The sequence below is a fragment of the Cryobacterium sp. Y82 genome, assembly GCF_002929495.1.
In the GTDB taxonomy this organism is placed as follows: domain Bacteria; phylum Actinomycetota; class Actinomycetes; order Actinomycetales; family Microbacteriaceae; genus Cryobacterium; species Cryobacterium serini.
Genome location: NZ_PJJJ01000033.1, coordinates 1 through 15,059, shown reverse-complemented (window position 1 = coordinate 15,059; position 15,059 = coordinate 1). Strand labels below are relative to the sequence as shown.

General features: G+C 60.4%; 16 protein-coding genes. 8 read left to right on the top strand and 8 right to left on the bottom strand.

What is annotated here, in order from left to right; all coding sequences use genetic code 11:
- Nucleotides 1-6 precede the first annotated feature (6 nt).
- On the bottom strand, nucleotides 7-966 hold the full coding sequence (locus CXY70_RS09920; protein ID WP_158250957.1) for an alpha/beta hydrolase: 960 nt from the start codon (nucleotides 964-966) through the stop codon (nucleotides 7-9).
- 646 nt (nucleotides 967-1,612) lie between these two features.
- On the opposite strand from CXY70_RS09920, the gene heR reads away from it, so the two are divergent.
- Nucleotides 1,613-2,491 (top strand): heliorhodopsin HeR, encoded by an 879-nt coding sequence (gene heR / locus CXY70_RS09915; protein WP_233205874.1) that lies wholly within the window; start codon nucleotides 1,613-1,615, stop codon nucleotides 2,489-2,491.
- A gap of 200 nt (nucleotides 2,492-2,691) precedes the next feature.
- On the opposite strand, the gene CXY70_RS18680 is transcribed toward heR, so the two are convergent.
- A complete protein-coding gene (locus tag CXY70_RS18680; RefSeq protein WP_369852383.1) occupies nucleotides 2,692-2,970 on the bottom strand; it encodes a helix-turn-helix transcriptional regulator in 279 nt (92 codons plus the stop codon).
- Nucleotides 2,970-3,305, bottom strand: coding sequence for a helix-turn-helix transcriptional regulator (locus CXY70_RS18675; protein ID WP_369852381.1), 336 nt, complete (start codon nucleotides 3,303-3,305; stop codon nucleotides 2,970-2,972). The genes CXY70_RS18680 and CXY70_RS18675 overlap by 1 nt, the downstream gene beginning before the upstream one ends.
- Nucleotides 3,306-3,370: 65 nt before the next feature.
- On the opposite strand from CXY70_RS18675, the gene CXY70_RS17810 reads away from it, so the two are divergent.
- Nucleotides 3,371-3,526 carry a hypothetical protein gene (locus CXY70_RS17810; RefSeq protein WP_158250956.1) on the top strand — a complete coding sequence of 52 codons (156 nt, stop codon included), beginning with the start codon at nucleotides 3,371-3,373 and terminating at the stop codon, nucleotides 3,524-3,526.
- 31 nt (nucleotides 3,527-3,557) lie between these two features.
- Complete coding sequence (locus CXY70_RS18500) at nucleotides 3,558-3,680, top strand: hypothetical protein (protein WP_255412029.1); 123 nt, start codon at nucleotides 3,558-3,560, stop codon at nucleotides 3,678-3,680.
- Nucleotides 3,681-3,796: 116 nt separating this feature from the next.
- Here CXY70_RS18500 and CXY70_RS17565 read toward each other — a convergent pair whose 3' ends face one another.
- The gene (locus tag CXY70_RS17565; RefSeq protein WP_146066107.1) at nucleotides 3,797-3,973 is read right to left on the bottom strand and encodes a transposase; all 177 of its coding nucleotides are present in this window, start codon (nucleotides 3,971-3,973) and stop codon (nucleotides 3,797-3,799) included.
- A gap of 999 nt (nucleotides 3,974-4,972) precedes the next feature.
- Here CXY70_RS17565 and gnd point away from each other — a divergent pair.
- Nucleotides 4,973-5,860 carry a phosphogluconate dehydrogenase (NAD(+)-dependent, decarboxylating) gene (gnd, locus tag CXY70_RS09905; RefSeq protein WP_104192386.1) on the top strand — a complete coding sequence of 296 codons (888 nt, stop codon included), beginning with the start codon at nucleotides 4,973-4,975 and terminating at the stop codon, nucleotides 5,858-5,860.
- A 222-nt stretch (nucleotides 5,861-6,082) separates the two neighbouring features.
- Here gnd and CXY70_RS09900 read toward each other — a convergent pair whose 3' ends face one another.
- A complete protein-coding gene (locus CXY70_RS09900; protein ID WP_369852378.1) occupies nucleotides 6,083-6,613 on the bottom strand; it encodes an SGNH/GDSL hydrolase family protein in 531 nt (176 codons plus the stop codon).
- An 85-nt stretch (nucleotides 6,614-6,698) separates the two neighbouring features.
- Between CXY70_RS09900 and CXY70_RS09895 the strand changes: the two genes are divergently transcribed.
- Nucleotides 6,699-7,058, top strand: coding sequence for a MerR family transcriptional regulator (locus CXY70_RS09895; protein WP_104192210.1), 360 nt, complete (start codon nucleotides 6,699-6,701; stop codon nucleotides 7,056-7,058).
- 44 nt (nucleotides 7,059-7,102) lie between these two features.
- Nucleotides 7,103-8,752, top strand: a complete 1,650-nt coding sequence (locus CXY70_RS09890) for a peptide chain release factor 3 (protein ID WP_233205873.1) — start codon at nucleotides 7,103-7,105, stop codon at nucleotides 8,750-8,752.
- Nucleotides 8,753-8,826: 74 nt separating this feature from the next.
- Here CXY70_RS09890 and CXY70_RS09885 read toward each other — a convergent pair whose 3' ends face one another.
- Complete coding sequence (locus CXY70_RS09885) at nucleotides 8,827-10,512, bottom strand: ribonuclease J (RefSeq protein ID WP_104192208.1); 1,686 nt, start codon at nucleotides 10,510-10,512, stop codon at nucleotides 8,827-8,829.
- A 26-nt stretch (nucleotides 10,513-10,538) separates the two neighbouring features.
- Nucleotides 10,539-11,033, bottom strand: coding sequence for a hypothetical protein (locus CXY70_RS09880; protein WP_104192207.1), 495 nt, complete (start codon nucleotides 11,031-11,033; stop codon nucleotides 10,539-10,541).
- Nucleotides 11,034-11,338: 305 nt separating this feature from the next.
- Between CXY70_RS09880 and CXY70_RS09870 the strand changes: the two genes are divergently transcribed.
- Complete coding sequence (locus CXY70_RS09870; RefSeq protein WP_233205872.1) at nucleotides 11,339-12,613, top strand: MFS transporter; 1,275 nt, start codon at nucleotides 11,339-11,341, stop codon at nucleotides 12,611-12,613.
- 15 nt (nucleotides 12,614-12,628) lie between these two features.
- Here CXY70_RS09870 and CXY70_RS09865 read toward each other — a convergent pair whose 3' ends face one another.
- The gene (locus CXY70_RS09865; RefSeq protein WP_104192204.1) at nucleotides 12,629-13,018 is read right to left on the bottom strand and encodes a MerR family DNA-binding transcriptional regulator; all 390 of its coding nucleotides are present in this window, start codon (nucleotides 13,016-13,018) and stop codon (nucleotides 12,629-12,631) included.
- A 198-nt stretch (nucleotides 13,019-13,216) separates the two neighbouring features.
- On the opposite strand from CXY70_RS09865, the gene CXY70_RS09860 reads away from it, so the two are divergent.
- Nucleotides 13,217-14,737, top strand: coding sequence for a SulP family inorganic anion transporter (locus CXY70_RS09860; protein WP_104192203.1), 1,521 nt, complete (start codon nucleotides 13,217-13,219; stop codon nucleotides 14,735-14,737).
- Nucleotides 14,738-15,059 lie beyond the last annotated feature (322 nt).

Here is a 15,059-nt window from a genome sequence, read left to right as displayed (position 1 = left end):
GATCGATTAGCCGTCGAGCCCGTTCACAAACGCGACACTTCCTGCGGCAATCTCCGCGCGAGCCTGATTGTGACTGATGGTAGGTTTGCCGTCCCCATCCTGAGGCCCGTAGTCCCCGAAGAACGCGTGAACGACGCCCTTCACCACGAGGTAGCGGGCAGCGGCCGGCAGAGTCGGCTTCGCTGCAGCAATCTTGGCTGGGGTCGACAAGCCATCCTTCGACCCCGAGATAGACAACACTGCGACGTTCACCTGAGCGATGTTCGTCGCTGGGTAGGAAGCAAAAAAGAGCAGCCCGACGACCGGATCGCGAGCGGCCCGAGCAAAAGTTTCAGCGTCTGTCGCCGCCACAAGTCCGCCGAGGGAGTGACCTCCGACAACCCAGCGAGTGACCGGATGATGCGCGGCCCGGGCCATCGCAAACGTTCCGGTAGACAGAAAAGCGATTCCGAGGGGTTGCTTGGCAATAACCACCAAGTGCCCCGACTCGACCAGTGGTCGAAGAATCGCGCAATAAGCCCGAGCATCGACTCGAGCGCCGGGCTGAAAGAACACTCCAACGGGGCTCTCGACGCCCGTTGGCATCATCACGATTTCGGTGGCGTCCTCCATCACCGTGACTGTGCGGTCGGACTTCATGGCAGCCAATGCTGGAGCTTCGGCCGACTGGGGCACCAGCCAGGCAACGGCCGCGATCACCAGAGAACTCAGTGCAATCAGCACCGCCTGAACCACTCTGCGCCCACGACGGACGGGTGTGCGGGGTGCGGGTACGGACCACGACCTCACGGCGACAATCACACTGACGACGAGAGTCACCGCGAGTAGCACGATGTACGCCGGATGCCCGTGAATCAGCATCGGTCCGGTTGCGAAAGCGGAGCCGACGGTGACGATCACTCCGAAAATCGCCACAATGCGCTTGACCCACAGGTACCCAAGGTCAAGCTTCGTGATCTGCATCATAGGCAGATAATACCGACGATCAGGACGGCAGCCAGAGCGGAGATGATACGCATGTTTTTCACGTTTCCAGCATTCCGCGTCGCAACTCAACAGGCGTCTATCCCCAGTACTCGCGGTGTCCATCGCAAGGATGCAACCAAGAAGCCAAGACCACACTCGGCCCCTGATTATGGTGGTCCAGTTCGTCAGCTTCATCGGGGCCTGCCACAACCCCGCCGACCTCGACCCCTGGGTCGCTGCCAGCATCGGGGCGCTCGTGACCATCTGCGTCACGTTCGTGCCCTCCCCATCTTCATCTTCCTCGGCCCACCGCACGTCGAACGCCTCCACCGCAACCGCAACCTCGCCGAAGCGCTCACCGACATCACCGCGGCCGTCTGCGCGGTGCCACAACAGATAAGGATCACAAAATGCCGCCAAAGCGCAATGGATGCGGAGACTCCAGTGGACGCATTGGTGGCGATGCCATTGCGGCACTGCCGTCTCCGTTCACAAGACATGCGCCAGCAATGAGAGGGCACCCTGACATGAACCCTGTACGCGGGCTGCGGCCAGGCCCCGAATGGTGTGGGGAATAGCAGGGGACCGGGTCAACCCCGCCACCACGTGGTCGCGACGCGTCACCGACAACGCGCCTGATAGTGCCATGATGACCGCAGGAGTCTGGCACCGTCAGCTCGCCGTGTTGCGAGGTCAGGCACGCCCAAAGAAGGAGATGGCCTTGGCCAAGAAAATGTACACACCGGACGAGCAGATCGATCGGCTGCGAATCTATAACGTCGTCGCCGGAAGTTTGCACCTGCTCCAGGCGATCTTCTTTTCGGTGATTCTGAGCACCCTGAGTTCGCAGGTTCTGTTCGCGGTGACGGCGGACTATTTGGCTGGTCCCCCCGGGTTTCCAATTCCACCGGAGCGGGTCACCGTGTTCGAGGTGAATATCGGTGCCGGTGTCGTCGCTTTCCTCGCCCTCAGCGCCTTCTTTCACTTCCTTATTTCGAGCCCGTGGTTTTTCGCGCGGTACAAGAACGGTCTCAAGAACACGCACAACTATTTCCGCTGGGTCGAATACTCCCTGAGTTCATCGATCATGATCTGGCTCATCCTGGCGATCAACGGCGTTACGGATATTGGTGCGCTGTTCGCGGTCTTCGCTATTAATGCGGCCATGATCATGTTCGGTGCCTTGCAGGAGAAATATGAGCGTCCCGGTTCCCGCGGATTGGTGCCATTCATTTTCGGGTGCATGGTCGGCATCGTTCCTTGGATCCTCATCCTTATCTACTTCCTGCGACCGGGCAGCGCCAGCGACGTCGCTATCCCGAGCTTCGTCGTCGGCATTGTTATTTCTCTGTTCCTGTTCTTCAATACCTTTGCGATCAACCAATGGCTGCAGTACAAGCAGGTCGGTAAGTGGAAGAGTTATCTTCAAGGCGAACGCACGTACATCACTTTGAGCCTGGTAGCCAAAACCGCGCTCGCCTGGCAGGTGTTTTCCGGCGCCATCATTCCGGCAATCACCGGCTGATCGACGTCGTCGGCATCAACAGCATCAACAATTCTGCGCGGCATACGGCCGGTAGCGGCGCGTTGTCGGGTGGGAGTTGCGACGCATTTCACGGCTAATCGAACGCCTACTTTGTGATCCGTGGTCTCTGTGGCAGCGAGGATCGAACGAGAACACCAACCGGCTTCTGCGCCAAAATCTGGCCCCCGCCGAAGCGACGCTCAGAAATGGACGGAATGCGCAAGCGTAGGCGGTTTACCTATCTCTTCGATCTGATGTCCCGTACACGGATGGCGTGTGACCGTTGCGCGCTGAATCCTGGTTAGGGCGAACCAGCGAATACCCTCCCGGAGTCTGCACCAGGCGACGAGCTGCCACTGGCCAGCGGTGAGAGCGAAGATCATTGGTTCTATCTCGCGTCGTGTGGTTTGCCCCTCCGCGTCGGTGTAGGTGACGTTGACGGTGACCTGGTCAACGGTGGCTTGCTCGAGCGCGGACATCACGCGCCGTTCGGCTGACGGGCCGACGTCAACCCATACGCGGCTGGAGAGCTCAGCGGCTTTCCGACGGGACACTGGATCAAGTACGTCAAGCACTTTGAGGATCGAAGCACGCGCCGAATCCGAGAACGGAACATCTCTGTCAGCCCGTAGCCCCCGCCAGGACCTGTGCGCGCCCAAACGGGGAGACCGCCCGCCTCGAGTGCGGAGATTTCACGCTTGATCGTGCGGATGGTCACCTCAAACCCGTCGGCGAGTTGCTGCGCGGTGCGACCGCGAGAGCCCGCCCGACGCAACGACTCGGTCAGGGATTGAAGACGCTCGGATCTTTTCACAAGAAACAGATTAATGGCATGAATAGTGACATGCCGTTGTCTCGGGTGCGAACAAAGATGAAATCATGAAGAAAGACAGCCCCACCCAAACCTCATTTGTTCTCGTACCCGGCTACTGGCTTGGTGGATGGGCGTGGGACGCTGTCGCGGCCCATCTGCGCGACCTCGGCCACAGCGTCATCCCGGTAACGATCTCTGGTCTACTTTTCAACGAGCGCTGACATAATGCACATGGCTCGCGAAGGTAATCCGATGATGGCTGAAGCCGCACTCCTCCGCGATCTCGAACTTATCGATCTCCCGACCGGGCACTGGCCGATGTGGAGTCGACCAGCAGACCTCGCCGTAACCATCGCCGAGCCAGTCTACCACTAGCTGCCGGGACGGACGAAGGTTTAAATGACCCTTCATTTCGACATCTGGGGCGCGTGGTTGGTGCTGGATCGCCCGGGGAGGCGTTCCCGGGCCGCGTCTCCAGCGTCGCTGCTACGTTAGATGGCCTTCGCTGCTGCGAGGCCGGAGTGGACGTCGGCGGGCGTTTTGAGGCCGATCCGGGTATGGCGATGTTCGTGGTTATAGCCATCGACGAACGAGGCCATGAACGATTTTGCGTCGGTGAGGCGGGCGGGGTGGTGGCGGCGGTCCTTAACCTGCTTGTTCTCATCCAACAGAATCTGTTGGCGGTAGAGGCAACCCGTGAAATGGCCCCCTCTGTCTCATCTAAGTTAAGGCGGTCTCATTTTTGATACGCACGCTGCTTGGCCCCAGGGAAGGCTTGGATTGAGCCGCTTCTGCTTCATCTGGACCCCGCAGCGTGAACGCGTCAAAACCTCGCGCCCGAAGCTGAGCGATTCGGCAAGTTGGTGTCACGCCGTGGACAAAATCTAAGTCGGAGAGACTGACGCAAACGAGGCGACCGCCGACTCGAAGTGATCGAATACGACATGCCGTCGCGGCGCCTCTATGTTCATGACTTCAAAAGCAGAACCACGTTTTTCGATGTAACCGAGCACCTTCTCGGGTGACCTTTCGTGGCAGCGGCGATCACCCACACGCCATTCATGATCGGACAGGCTGCGGACCTCGAGATCTCTCGTTGCGCACGGCTGATGACTCTGATTCGACATTGAATCTCCTTCGTGATGAGCGGTCCGGACTAGCGGTACCTCGACCAGCTCCGATGCCGCTTCCATCTCCACCCAACATAGCCCCCTCCCATGGCGGCATGCCGTTGGCAGCACATGCAGCGCCTACCGATTATCGTCATCGGGGACAGCGCTGCGCAAAGTCCGACCCCCACTTCACGCAGGCAGTGTTGTCGGCAGTCTGCTCCTATCGAGGCCAAGATGTTGATCTATTCGATCGGACTTTTAGCCTTGCGGACCTGCCGAACGCGCCATCTCGTAACCCTACGGTTCGGGGCCTTGACTTAAGCGAAAAGGCTTCTTCTGCAGGGTCGCCACGAGCTTGTGTTGATATCCGGCAAACTTTCCGCCTCACCACGGCCGGGGACGAAAGCGTAGCCTGGCTCAAAGTCGCCTCAGTGGTCTTGGACCACAACGAAAACATCCGAATTCCCGACGGCGTCGATCCTTATGCATATGTTTGTTGAGCACACCTCAAACCACCTCCGCCTGCAAGTCACGATTGAAATGAGCAGCATGAACATGCATATCGGCCTCATCGGACTCGGAAAAATGGGTGCCAGCATGCGCGCCCGACTCCGCGACAACGACGTTACAGTAACCGGCTACGACCGCAACCCTGACGTGTCCGACGTCGCTACTCTCCAAGATCTCATCGACGCCCTTCCCTCGCCCAAAACCGTCTGGGTAATGGTCCCCTCCGGCGCCATCACGAAGACCGTCATCACCGAGGTCAGCGAACTCCTAGGCACCGGTGACGTGGTCATCGACGGCGGTAATTCCCGTTTCAGCGACGACTTCGTGTACGCAGCCCTTCTCGCTGAGAAAGGAATCGACTACATCGACGCCGGTGTTTCCGGCGGAGTCTGGGGCCAGGAGAACGGCTTTGCGCTTATGGTCGGCGGCAGCGCGGCCTCCGTTGACCGGCTCATGCCGGTATTCGACGCCCTGCGTCCGACCGGCCCGCGTGAGGAAAGCTTCGTGCACGCCGGCGAAGTCGGTGCCGGTCACTACGCCAAGATGGTGCACAACGGCATCGAATACGCCCTTATGCAGGCCTACGCCGAAGGATACGAGCTGCTCGCCAGGCGCGACGACATTATCAAGAATGTTCCTGGAACATTCAAGGCATGGCAGCGCGGCTCGGTCGTTCGGTCCTGGCTTCTCGAGCTCCTGGTTCAGGCGCTCGAGGAGGATCCGGCACTGACCAGTATCGAAGGATACGTCGATGACTCCGGCGAGGGCCGGTGGACTATCGAAGAAGCATTGGCTAATGCCGTGCCCGTTCCCGCCATGAGCGCATCAATCTTCGCCCGGTTCGAATCTCGTCAGGAAGATTCCCCGGCGATGAAAGCTGTCGCCGCGCTACGGAACCAGTTCGGTGGCCACGCGGTCAAGTCTGCGGAGTAGCCATCGAACGCAGGCAGCGTCACAACCGAGTCTGGCCCAAGGAACTGGCCTCGGGGCGTTTGGGCAGAATGTGATCGTCCGAGGATTGGTGCAGAGCACGGCGCAAGACCCACGGCACCAGATAGGTGCGCGCCCACGCGACATCACTCGTTCGTACGCTCCGCCAGAACGGCAACGGCTCGATCTGGGATGGCTGCAATGAATTCTCGACACGGAGCGCGCTCAGAACGCTGCGGGCAATCGTGTGGTGTGATGACCCAGCGGGCTGAAGCGCAACCAATCCGGAGCCCACATACCCGCGTCATGAATGGCCGTCAGCGACCAGAGATAACTACCACGCAGCCGTGCCGCGCTGCCACAGAGCGCAAGTTCTCGTTGTAGATCGCGACTTTTCCCCGCATGCCCCGAAAAAATGGTGAGAACCCGAGATCGGCCCGGTGAAGAGGACGATCTTGGCGCGGGACCGGGACGAATCACGTCATTACCGCCAGCGGAGATGGTGATGAGATCCGGGCGCAGCTGTAGCACCGGTTCCACCTGTTCGTCGCTGATCTGGCTCAAGATCTTGCCGCGCACGGCGAGGTTGGCGTAGCCGAAGTCCGGTTGGTCGTCACTGAGCACTTCGGCGACCCGGTCGGCCCAGCCTCGATTCCCGCCCACACACTCTGGCTCGGGGTCACCGATGCCTTCGGTAAAGGAGTCGCCGAGCGCGACATATCGCGTCCACGGGTGGTTCAGATATGCGTTGGTCATATGCCTTATGTTTATTACCACCAACTCTCCTCTTACGTTAGAGTAGAGACGTACGATTATTCCCATACGAGACAAGGGGGCATTCATGCTTATCGGTGAGTTCGCCGAACGGACTGGGCTCTCCCAGCGCACCGTGCGGCACTACGACGAGATCCACATTTTGCAAGCGTCAGGGCGCAGCGATTCCGGCTATCGGCTCTATGCCCCGGCCGACCTCGATCGGGCACGCATCATCCGCAGCCTCCGAGCGTTGTCTCTCACCCATCCGGAAATCAAGGACGCCCTGGCGACACTGGATCTGGTCGACTCCGACCCGGACGGGACAATGTCAACAATCCGGCGTGATCTCGCCATCCTGATCAGCGATATCGAAGCGCGTGAATGCTCACTGCGCGAACAGGTTCGCGTAGCCAACGGGTTCGTCGACCTGCTGCGAAGTCTGTGAAGCCACCACGCCCACCTCGTGATCATGCCACAGACAGGAACACCGTGACGCATCAAACCACGCCCACCGTCTCTAACCTCGACATCCTCGCCCAAGCCCACAAACGGCGCACCTTTGCCGTTATTTCTCACCCGGATGCCGGCAAGTCCACCCTGACCGAAGCACTCCTGCTGCACGCGCACGCGATTGATTGGGCGGGTGCAGTACACGGCAAAGCCGGCCGGCGAGGCACCGTGTCTGACTGGATGGCCATGGAGCAGGCCCGTGGCATTTCCGTGACGTCCGCCGCTATCCAGTTTGAGTATCGCGACACCGTGATCAATCTCGTTGACACCCCCGGTCACGCCGATTTCTCCGAAGACACCTTCCGGGTCCTCTCCGCTGTTGATGCCGCTGTGATGCTCATCGATGCCAGCAAGGGCCTGGAACCGCAAACCATGAAACTGTTTGAGGTCTGCCGACAACACGGCCTGCCCGTGATCACGGTCATCAATAAATGGGACCGACCTGGAAAGTCCGCGTTGGATCTCATGGACGAGATCCACGACCGCACCGGGCTCGTTCCCACACCGCTCACCTGGCCTGTGGGGCTCGCCGGCGAATTTCACGGAGTTCTGGATCGACAATCCCCCGGATTTGTGCGTTTCACCCGAACCCCGGGAGGCGCGACCGCCGCCATTGAAGCTCGTACCACGGCGACGGCCGCTGCCGCGGAACTCGGCCAGGAATGGACTAATGCTGCCGAAGAATCAGCACTGCTCCATGCCGAAGGGCACGACCACAACGAGGCACTTTTTCTTCGCGCGACGACCACGCCGGTACTTTTTTGCGCTGCCGTCCTCAACTTTGGTGTTCACCAGCTGCTGGACGCTCTCGTGGAATTCGCTCCGCCCGCACTGGCCCGGGCAGATATCACCGATCGACGACGGCCCATCAGCGGTGACTTCTCGGGCTTTGTCTTCAAGGTTCAGTCCGGCATGAACGCCTCGCACCGTGACCACGTCGCATTCGTGAGAGTGTGTTCGGGCATGTTCCACCGCGGGATGGTTCTAACGCAGGCATCGACCGGCCGTCCGTTTGCCACGAAGTATGCGCAACAGATGTTCGGACGAGAACGCACCATGGCGGAGCAGGCCTGGCCCGGCGACATCGTCGGGTTGATCAACGCAGCCTCTCTTCGGGTAGGCGATTCACTCTATGATTCCGAACCCGTCAAATACCCACCCCTGCCGGTGTTCGCCCCCGAATATTTTCGTGCCGTACGCCCCGCGGACACCAGCAAGCACAAGCAATTCCGTCGAGGAATCGATCAGCTCGACCATGAGGGGGTCATTCAAGTCATGCGATCTGACCTGCGGGGCGACCAAGCTCCCGTACTCGGGGCCGTGGGTCCAATGCAGTTCGACGTCGTTGAGGAACGCATGACGCACGATTTTGGTGCTGACATCCGCATGGAGACGTTGCCCTACCAAATCGCGCGCCGCACCGATCGAGCAAGCGCGGGCAGACTGGGGTCGCTACGCCAGGTGGAAGTGCTCACCCGCTCCGACGACACACTCTTGGCCCTGTTCAGCACCCCTTGGCGGTTTCAGGCTGTCGCTCGGGAGTTCCCAGATATCGTGCTGGAGAACCTCAGCCCGTCCGTCGAGATGGAGTCCGTCGAGGGCGCAGCCCGCGGCGATAAACGTCGCTGAAGGTGAGTCACCGGCGAAAACAGCAGCGGCCCGGCACACGTGATGTGCCGGGCCGCTGCTGTGCTTGCTATCGTCTAGGCGTCAACGACGACCGCCGTGATCACCGGGTTGCGCCGATACTTGCGTTGCATCCATCGGGTCACGCTCTCGGAGAAGATGCGCTCGACGGCTGCTCCGTCGAGCGCATTGTTCCGGGTTGCTGCAACCATGGCCTCGTCGATGACCTGCGCGGCATTGGCTGCCCAGTCGGCATCGTGATTGAAGCCGCGGGAGATGAATTCCACCGGTTCGGCCAGGCGTCCCGTCTCGGTGTTGAGAATTCCCAGAACGGTAATGGCACCGTCTTCCGCGAGGAGTCGACGGTCTTCCATCGCTTCTGCTGCGTCTCCGCCGACGGTCATGCCGTCGACCAGGACATAGTCGGCTGGCACTCGACCCACGACGGTGGCGCGTCCATCGACCAGGTCGACCACGATGCCATCTTCGACAACGAGAACGCGGTCTTTACTGATTCCGGTGCGCACGGCCAGGTCCGCGTTGGCGGTGAGGTGGCGCCATTCACCGTGCACGGGCATCACGTTGGTGGGGCGCATCACGTTGTAGCAGTAGACGAGTTCGCCCGCGCTGGCGTGCCCGGACACGTGGACTTTGGCGTTGGCCTTGTGCACGACGTTGGCACCCCAGCGGGTCAGTCCGTTGATGACCCGGTAGATGGAGTTCTCATTTCCGGGAATGACCGAACTGGCCAAGAGAACGGTGTCGCCCTCGCCGATGCGGATGGTGTGTTCACGGTTCGCCATTCGGGCCAGAGCCGCCATCGGTTCTCCCTGTGAACCGGTGCAGATAAGAACGACCTTGTCGTCTTTCATCCGCTCCAGGGCCTTGACATCGACGAGCAGTCCCTTCGGGACGTGCAGATACCCCAATTCAGCGGCCATACCCATGTTGCGCACCATGGATCGGCCGACGAAGGCCACCTTGCGGTTGTGGCGTACAGCCGCATCGATCACCTGTTGGATGCGATGGACGTGACTGGCGAAGCTGGAGACAATGATCCGTCGTGGCGCGTTACGAAACACGGTGTCGATGGCGGGGCCGATATCGGCTTCGGGTGTGGTGAATCCGGGCACAACGGCGTTGGTCGAGTCGATCAGCAGCAGGTCAATGCCTTCGTCGCCGAGCCGGGCGAAACCGGGCAGGTCGGTGAGTCGGTTGTCGAGGGGGAACTGATCCATTTTGAAGTCGCCAGTGTGCACGACCAGCCCGGCTTCTGTGCGGATGCCGATGGCGAGGCCGTCGGGGATGGAATGGTTCACGGCCAGGAATTCGAGGTTGAAGGGACCAACAGAGCGGCGTTCGCCTTCCTTGACTTCAACGACCGGGGGATGCAGGCGGTGTTCCTGAAATTTTGCTCCGACGAAGGCGAGGGTCAGCTTGGAGGCAATGACGGGAATGTCGCCGCGTTCTTTGAGCAGGTAGGGCACTGCGCCGATGTGGTCCTCGTGGCCGTGGGTGAGGACGATGGCTGCGATGTCGTCGAGCCGGTCACGCAAGATCGAGAAATCGGGCAAGATCACGTTGATGCCAGGCTGAATGTCTTTTGGAAACAGCAGCCCGCAGTCGATGACGAGCAATTTGCCTTTGTGCTCAAACACGGTCATATTACGGCCGATTTCGCCGAGACCGCCGAGCGGGATGATACGCAGGCCGCGCGCAAGAAGTGCGGGCGGTGCAGTAAGGGACAGTGGATGGGTGCTCATAGAGCTCTTTTCTTGGGGCGCGGGCGTCAGCCCACGGAATGGTCAGGTTCGTACGGGTCAGGCAGGAAATCGGCCACGTCACTGGCAATGAAATCCGAGGCCGGCATGGTCAGCCGGTCGAGAAATACAAAGGCGAGTTGTCGAATTGCCGGAGCGGCGATATCGGTTTCGGCGCTGATGTCGGTGGAGAACCACAGTGTCAACGCTCGTTTGGGGTCGTTGCTGGCGACAGCATCGATGAAGTCGCCGAAGAATGTTGAATCGTCGCGATCGGGACCGGTCTCGGAGGTGTTGGATTCCGCGTGGGCGCGTGTGACCGCGACATAGTACCGCGCGACGGTGTAAATGAAGAGGAATGAGTGTCCCTGCGACGAACCTTCGCGGGACTTCTCATCCATTGCTGTGAGTTCAAATTCCCACTCCGTATGTTCCGCGTGGCGGGCCAGCAGGAGCGTGATCTTGGTCAACATGAAATCCTGAATCAGGTGCTGGTCAGTACGAGCGAGGGGATGAATGGACATGAAGTGCGCCTCTCGGGAACCTAGAACGGGGAAAGTTGGGGCCGCGATCGGGTCAGGGACCGCGTGAGTGGTTTTCTGTCAACCACTCACAGCAACTCTACCCTAACGTAAGAGAAGAGTATGAATTGAAGGCCATTTCCCATCCACCATCGGTCACCTTCCTCTCACGTGAGAGTAGAGTGTAAGTGGGCTTGCGTGTCGCTCACCTTTCGAAAGCTGTTCGAACCTTCCAGATGCGCTCTTTTTGCACGTCGCACCCAGCGCGCTGCTGGCGCGCCGTCTGCCCCATTCTTGTGAAAGCTTCCGTGTCATCTTCTACACCACACTCCCCGCACCCCCCGGCGCCGTCCGACCGCAGGACAGCGCCGCGCCCGCGTCCGCGAATCTCATGGTCCTGGCTGGCCCTCATCGGTGCCGCCGGACTGATCTCGGTCATGACGGCCCCCGGCCAGACTGCCGGTCTCTCCGTCTTCACAGATCCCCTGATTGCCGACCTGGGACTGTCGCGAACGGATGTCTCGCTCAGTTATCTCATTGGCACGCTCGCCGGCGCGTCCGTGCAGCCGTTTATTGGGCGGGCGTTGGATCGATGGGGAGCACGGTCCGTCACGGTCGTGATTGGCCTTACCTTTGCCGTCATCCTTCTAGCCTTCAGCTTCGTTGGCGAGATCATCGGGCTCACCGCCGGCTTCACCGGTGTTCGGATGGCCGGCCAAGGTGCGCTCACCCTGGCCGCGACCACCGCGGTTGCCCGGGCCATCCACCATCGGCGCGGGCTGGCCCTCGGCATTGCGAGTGCCATCGGCTCGGCCGGCATCTCACTCGCACCGATCTTTGTGGAGCGGCTGATCGCATCCGTGGGAATTTACGATGCGTGGCGGTGGGAAGCGGTGGCGGTGGTTGTGGTGGTCATTCCGCTGGCGTTGGTCTTTCCCAAGCGCGCCCCCGCCGTCGATCCGGAATCGACCCCCTCCACAGCTCAACTCACCATTCAGAAGGAATCGTGGACACTGCCGGAGGCCATCCGATCGGGCATGTTCTGGGTCATCGCCGCGAGCCTGGCAACCTCGGGCATGCTGACAACGGCGCTGGCGTTTCATCAAATCGCTATTTTAGGCGCCCAAGGCCTGACCTCGCTCGAGGCGGCGGCGAACTTTCTACCGCAGACCGTGACCGGGATCTTAGCCACCCTACTCACGGGCAGCCTCGTCGACCGGGTTAGCCCCAAGGTTTTCATCGTGTTCTCTATGGTGACGCTGACCGCGGCTCTCGTTATGCTGCCGTGGGTGACCAGCGGAATGGCGGCCATCGTCTACGGCCTCATTCTTGGTGCCGCCGGAGGGAGCCTGCGCGGCATGGAAGCCGCCTCATACGTGCGCTATTACGGCTTGGCACACATTGGCAATATCCGAGGAGTAGCTACGGCCATCGGCCTCGCGTCGACGGCTTTCGGTCCGGTCGCGCTCTCGCTCGGGTTCGACCTGACCGGCAGCTTCACCACGCCGACGCTGGCACTGGCACTTATTCCCGCCGTCGTCATCGGCGTCGCACTTTTCGTGCGACCGCCGCACCGCGGCTAGCTGTACTGCGCAGCCCTACTGAGTGCGCAGAACCTCAAGAAACTCGTCGGCCATTCCCAGCTGGTCCTGAAGTTTTTGCCGACGCTCAATCGCTTGTGCAATGAAGGTGTCGAGCTCCGCGCGGACATCCGGATTATCCGAACCAGCCATGCCGCCCTGCAGCGTGTCGATGATCTTCAACAGCGCCATCATCTCTTCGAGAGAGAACCCCAACGGCTTCATGCGGCGAATCAAGATCAGCCGAGAATGATCTTCCTGCGTATAGAGGCGAAAACCGCCCTCGGTACGACCAGAGGCCTTGAGCAGCCCGATTTCGTCATAGTGACGAATGGTGCGCAGTGAGAGACCGGTCTTCTCGGCGAGCTCTCCAATATGCATGGTGCCCGTGGCGGCTGGGGAAGTCATAGTTGATACCTTTTCTCGAACGGATTAGCAATCAACCCTAACGTTAGAGTAGTGTTGCAGAAGTTGGCTGACATTGTCATGTGAGCCCACTCTCCCACCATTGTCCCTGATGACTGGTGGAGGTGCGCGACGGGGCGCCCACACTCACTTCTTCTACTCATCCGACACCATACGTGTGTCCCGCTCCAGGAAGGCCCCATGGCCATCATTGAAAAAACCACGGAGAAGAATCGGTACAAAGCCGATCCCACCGTGATGAAAGCTCTGCGCACACCGCGCATCCTCACCCGGGAGGTGCTCGCCGGCCTCGTTGTAGCCATGGCCCTCATCCCCGAGGCGATTGCGTTCTCTATCATCGCCGGCGTCGATCCGCGTGTCGGCCTCTTTTCGACCTTCATCATGGCCGTGTCGATCGCATTTCTCGGTGGCCGCCCCGCCATGATCACCGGTGCGACCGCAGCCATTGCGCTCGTGATCGCCCCGGTCGCGCGGGATTACGGCATCGACTACTTCATCGCTACCGTGATCCTGGCGGGTATCTTCCAGATTGTCTTCGCCTTCATCGGCGTCGCCAAAATCATGCGGTTCATTCCCCGCAGCGTCATGGTCGGATTCGTCAACGCCCTCGGCATCCTGATTTTCACCTCGCAGTTGCCGCAACTGCTGGGCGTCCCGTTCATGGTCTACCCGCTCGTCGCGGTCGGCATCATCATCATGGTCGTTATGCCGCGCTTCACCAAGGTGGTTCCCGCGCCGCTCGTCGCGATCGTCGTACTCACGGTGCTGACCGTCGTGGTATCGATCAATGTCCCCACCATTGGGGACCAGGGCGAACTGCCCACGACGCTCCCGCAGCTATTCTTTCCCAACGTCCCGCTCAACATGGAAACGTTGACGATCATCGCTCCCTACGCCTTCGGAATGGCGATGGTCGGAATTCTCGAGTCGCTGATGGCCGCCAAGATCGTCGATGAGAGCACCGACACCCACTCCAACAAGACGCGTGAGTCCTGGGCTCAGGGCGTTGCCAACATGCTCTCCGGCTTCTTCGGCGGCATGGGCGGCTGCGCAATGGTCGGCCAGACCATGATCAACGTCAAGGCATCCGGTGCCCGCACCCGCATCTCCACCTTCCTCGCCGGCGCCTTTCTGCTCGTGCTCGTACTCGGCGTCGGCCCGGTGCTTTCCGTCGTGCCCATGGCCGCACTGGTATCGGTCATGATCATCGTGTCCGTGCTGACCTTCGATTGGCACAGCATCCGCTTGAGCACGCTGAAGCGAATGCCCAAGAGCGAGACGACCGTCATGGTCTTCACCGTTGTCGCCGTCGTCGCTACACACAACCTCGCGGTCGGCGTCGTGATCGGTGTCGTCATCGCTATGGTCGCCTTCGCCCGACGCGTCGCCCACCTCGCCCAGGTTGAACGCAGCCTTACCGTCGACGAGACTGGTCCCATCGCCTATTACACGATCACCGGCGCCCTGTTCTTTGCCTCCAGCAACGATCTGAAGACGCAGTTCAGCTACCTCGACGATCCTGACCGCATCGTCATCGACATGACGAACTCGCACATCTGGGATGCCTCCACCGTCGCCACCCTCGACGACATCACCTACAAGTACGAGCGCCACGAGAAGACCGTGACGATTGAGGGACTCAACGAAGCGAGCAGCCTGCTGCACGCCCGCCTCGCCGGCAACATGGGCTCAGGCCACTAATCCATCCCACTTCCTTGCCTAACCGGGTCGGGCTCTGCCTCCTTGCGGGGCCCGGCCTATTTGTGCGCGAAGGGGCTTAAACCCTTACGTTCAGGTAACGTTGCGATGGCTGAGTGTTTCGACGGGAAAGAATTTTCTCCTTCGGGTCGACTCTCATCACACCGCGCCCCAGTGGCGAGACGCGTGAAACCGGCGCCCCAATCGCCACTCCCATCCATCTGGCTTCTCCCTGAGGTCCCGTTTTTGGAGGCCTCATGGCCATTGTTCATAAATCCACCGCGCCCAACCGCTACCGAGCGGAACCCTCCGTTCTCACCGCTCT

What these genes read in the sequence shown, in the direction of transcription:
- CXY70_RS09920 (WP_158250957.1), bottom strand. Translation starts at nt 966, where the DNA reads ATGATGCAGATCACGAAGCTTGACCTTGGGTACCTGTGGGTCAAGCGC.
- heR (WP_233205874.1), top strand. Translation starts at nt 1,613, where the DNA reads ATGATGACCGCAGGAGTCTGGCACCGTCAGCTCGCCGTGTTGCGAGGT.
- CXY70_RS18680 (WP_369852383.1), bottom strand. Translation starts at nt 2,970, where the DNA reads ATGTCCGCGCTCGAGCAAGCCACCGTTGACCAGGTCACCGTCAACGTC.
- CXY70_RS17810 (WP_158250956.1), top strand. Translation starts at nt 3,371, where the DNA reads ATGAAGAAAGACAGCCCCACCCAAACCTCATTTGTTCTCGTACCCGGC.
- CXY70_RS18500 (WP_255412029.1), top strand. Translation starts at nt 3,558, where the DNA reads ATGATGGCTGAAGCCGCACTCCTCCGCGATCTCGAACTTATCGATCTC.
- gnd (WP_104192386.1), top strand. Translation starts at nt 4,973, where the DNA reads ATGCATATCGGCCTCATCGGACTCGGAAAAATGGGTGCCAGCATGCGC.
- CXY70_RS09900 (WP_369852378.1), bottom strand. Translation starts at nt 6,613, where the DNA reads ATGACCAACGCATATCTGAACCACCCGTGGACGCGATATGTCGCGCTC.
- CXY70_RS09895 (WP_104192210.1), top strand. Translation starts at nt 6,699, where the DNA reads ATGCTTATCGGTGAGTTCGCCGAACGGACTGGGCTCTCCCAGCGCACC.
- CXY70_RS09885 (WP_104192208.1), bottom strand. Translation starts at nt 10,512, where the DNA reads ATGAGCACCCATCCACTGTCCCTTACTGCACCGCCCGCACTTCTTGCG.
- CXY70_RS09880 (WP_104192207.1), bottom strand. Translation starts at nt 11,033, where the DNA reads ATGTCCATTCATCCCCTCGCTCGTACTGACCAGCACCTGATTCAGGAT.
- CXY70_RS09865 (WP_104192204.1), bottom strand. Translation starts at nt 13,018, where the DNA reads ATGACTTCCCCAGCCGCCACGGGCACCATGCATATTGGAGAGCTCGCC.
- CXY70_RS09860 (WP_104192203.1), top strand. Translation starts at nt 13,217, where the DNA reads ATGGCCATCATTGAAAAAACCACGGAGAAGAATCGGTACAAAGCCGAT.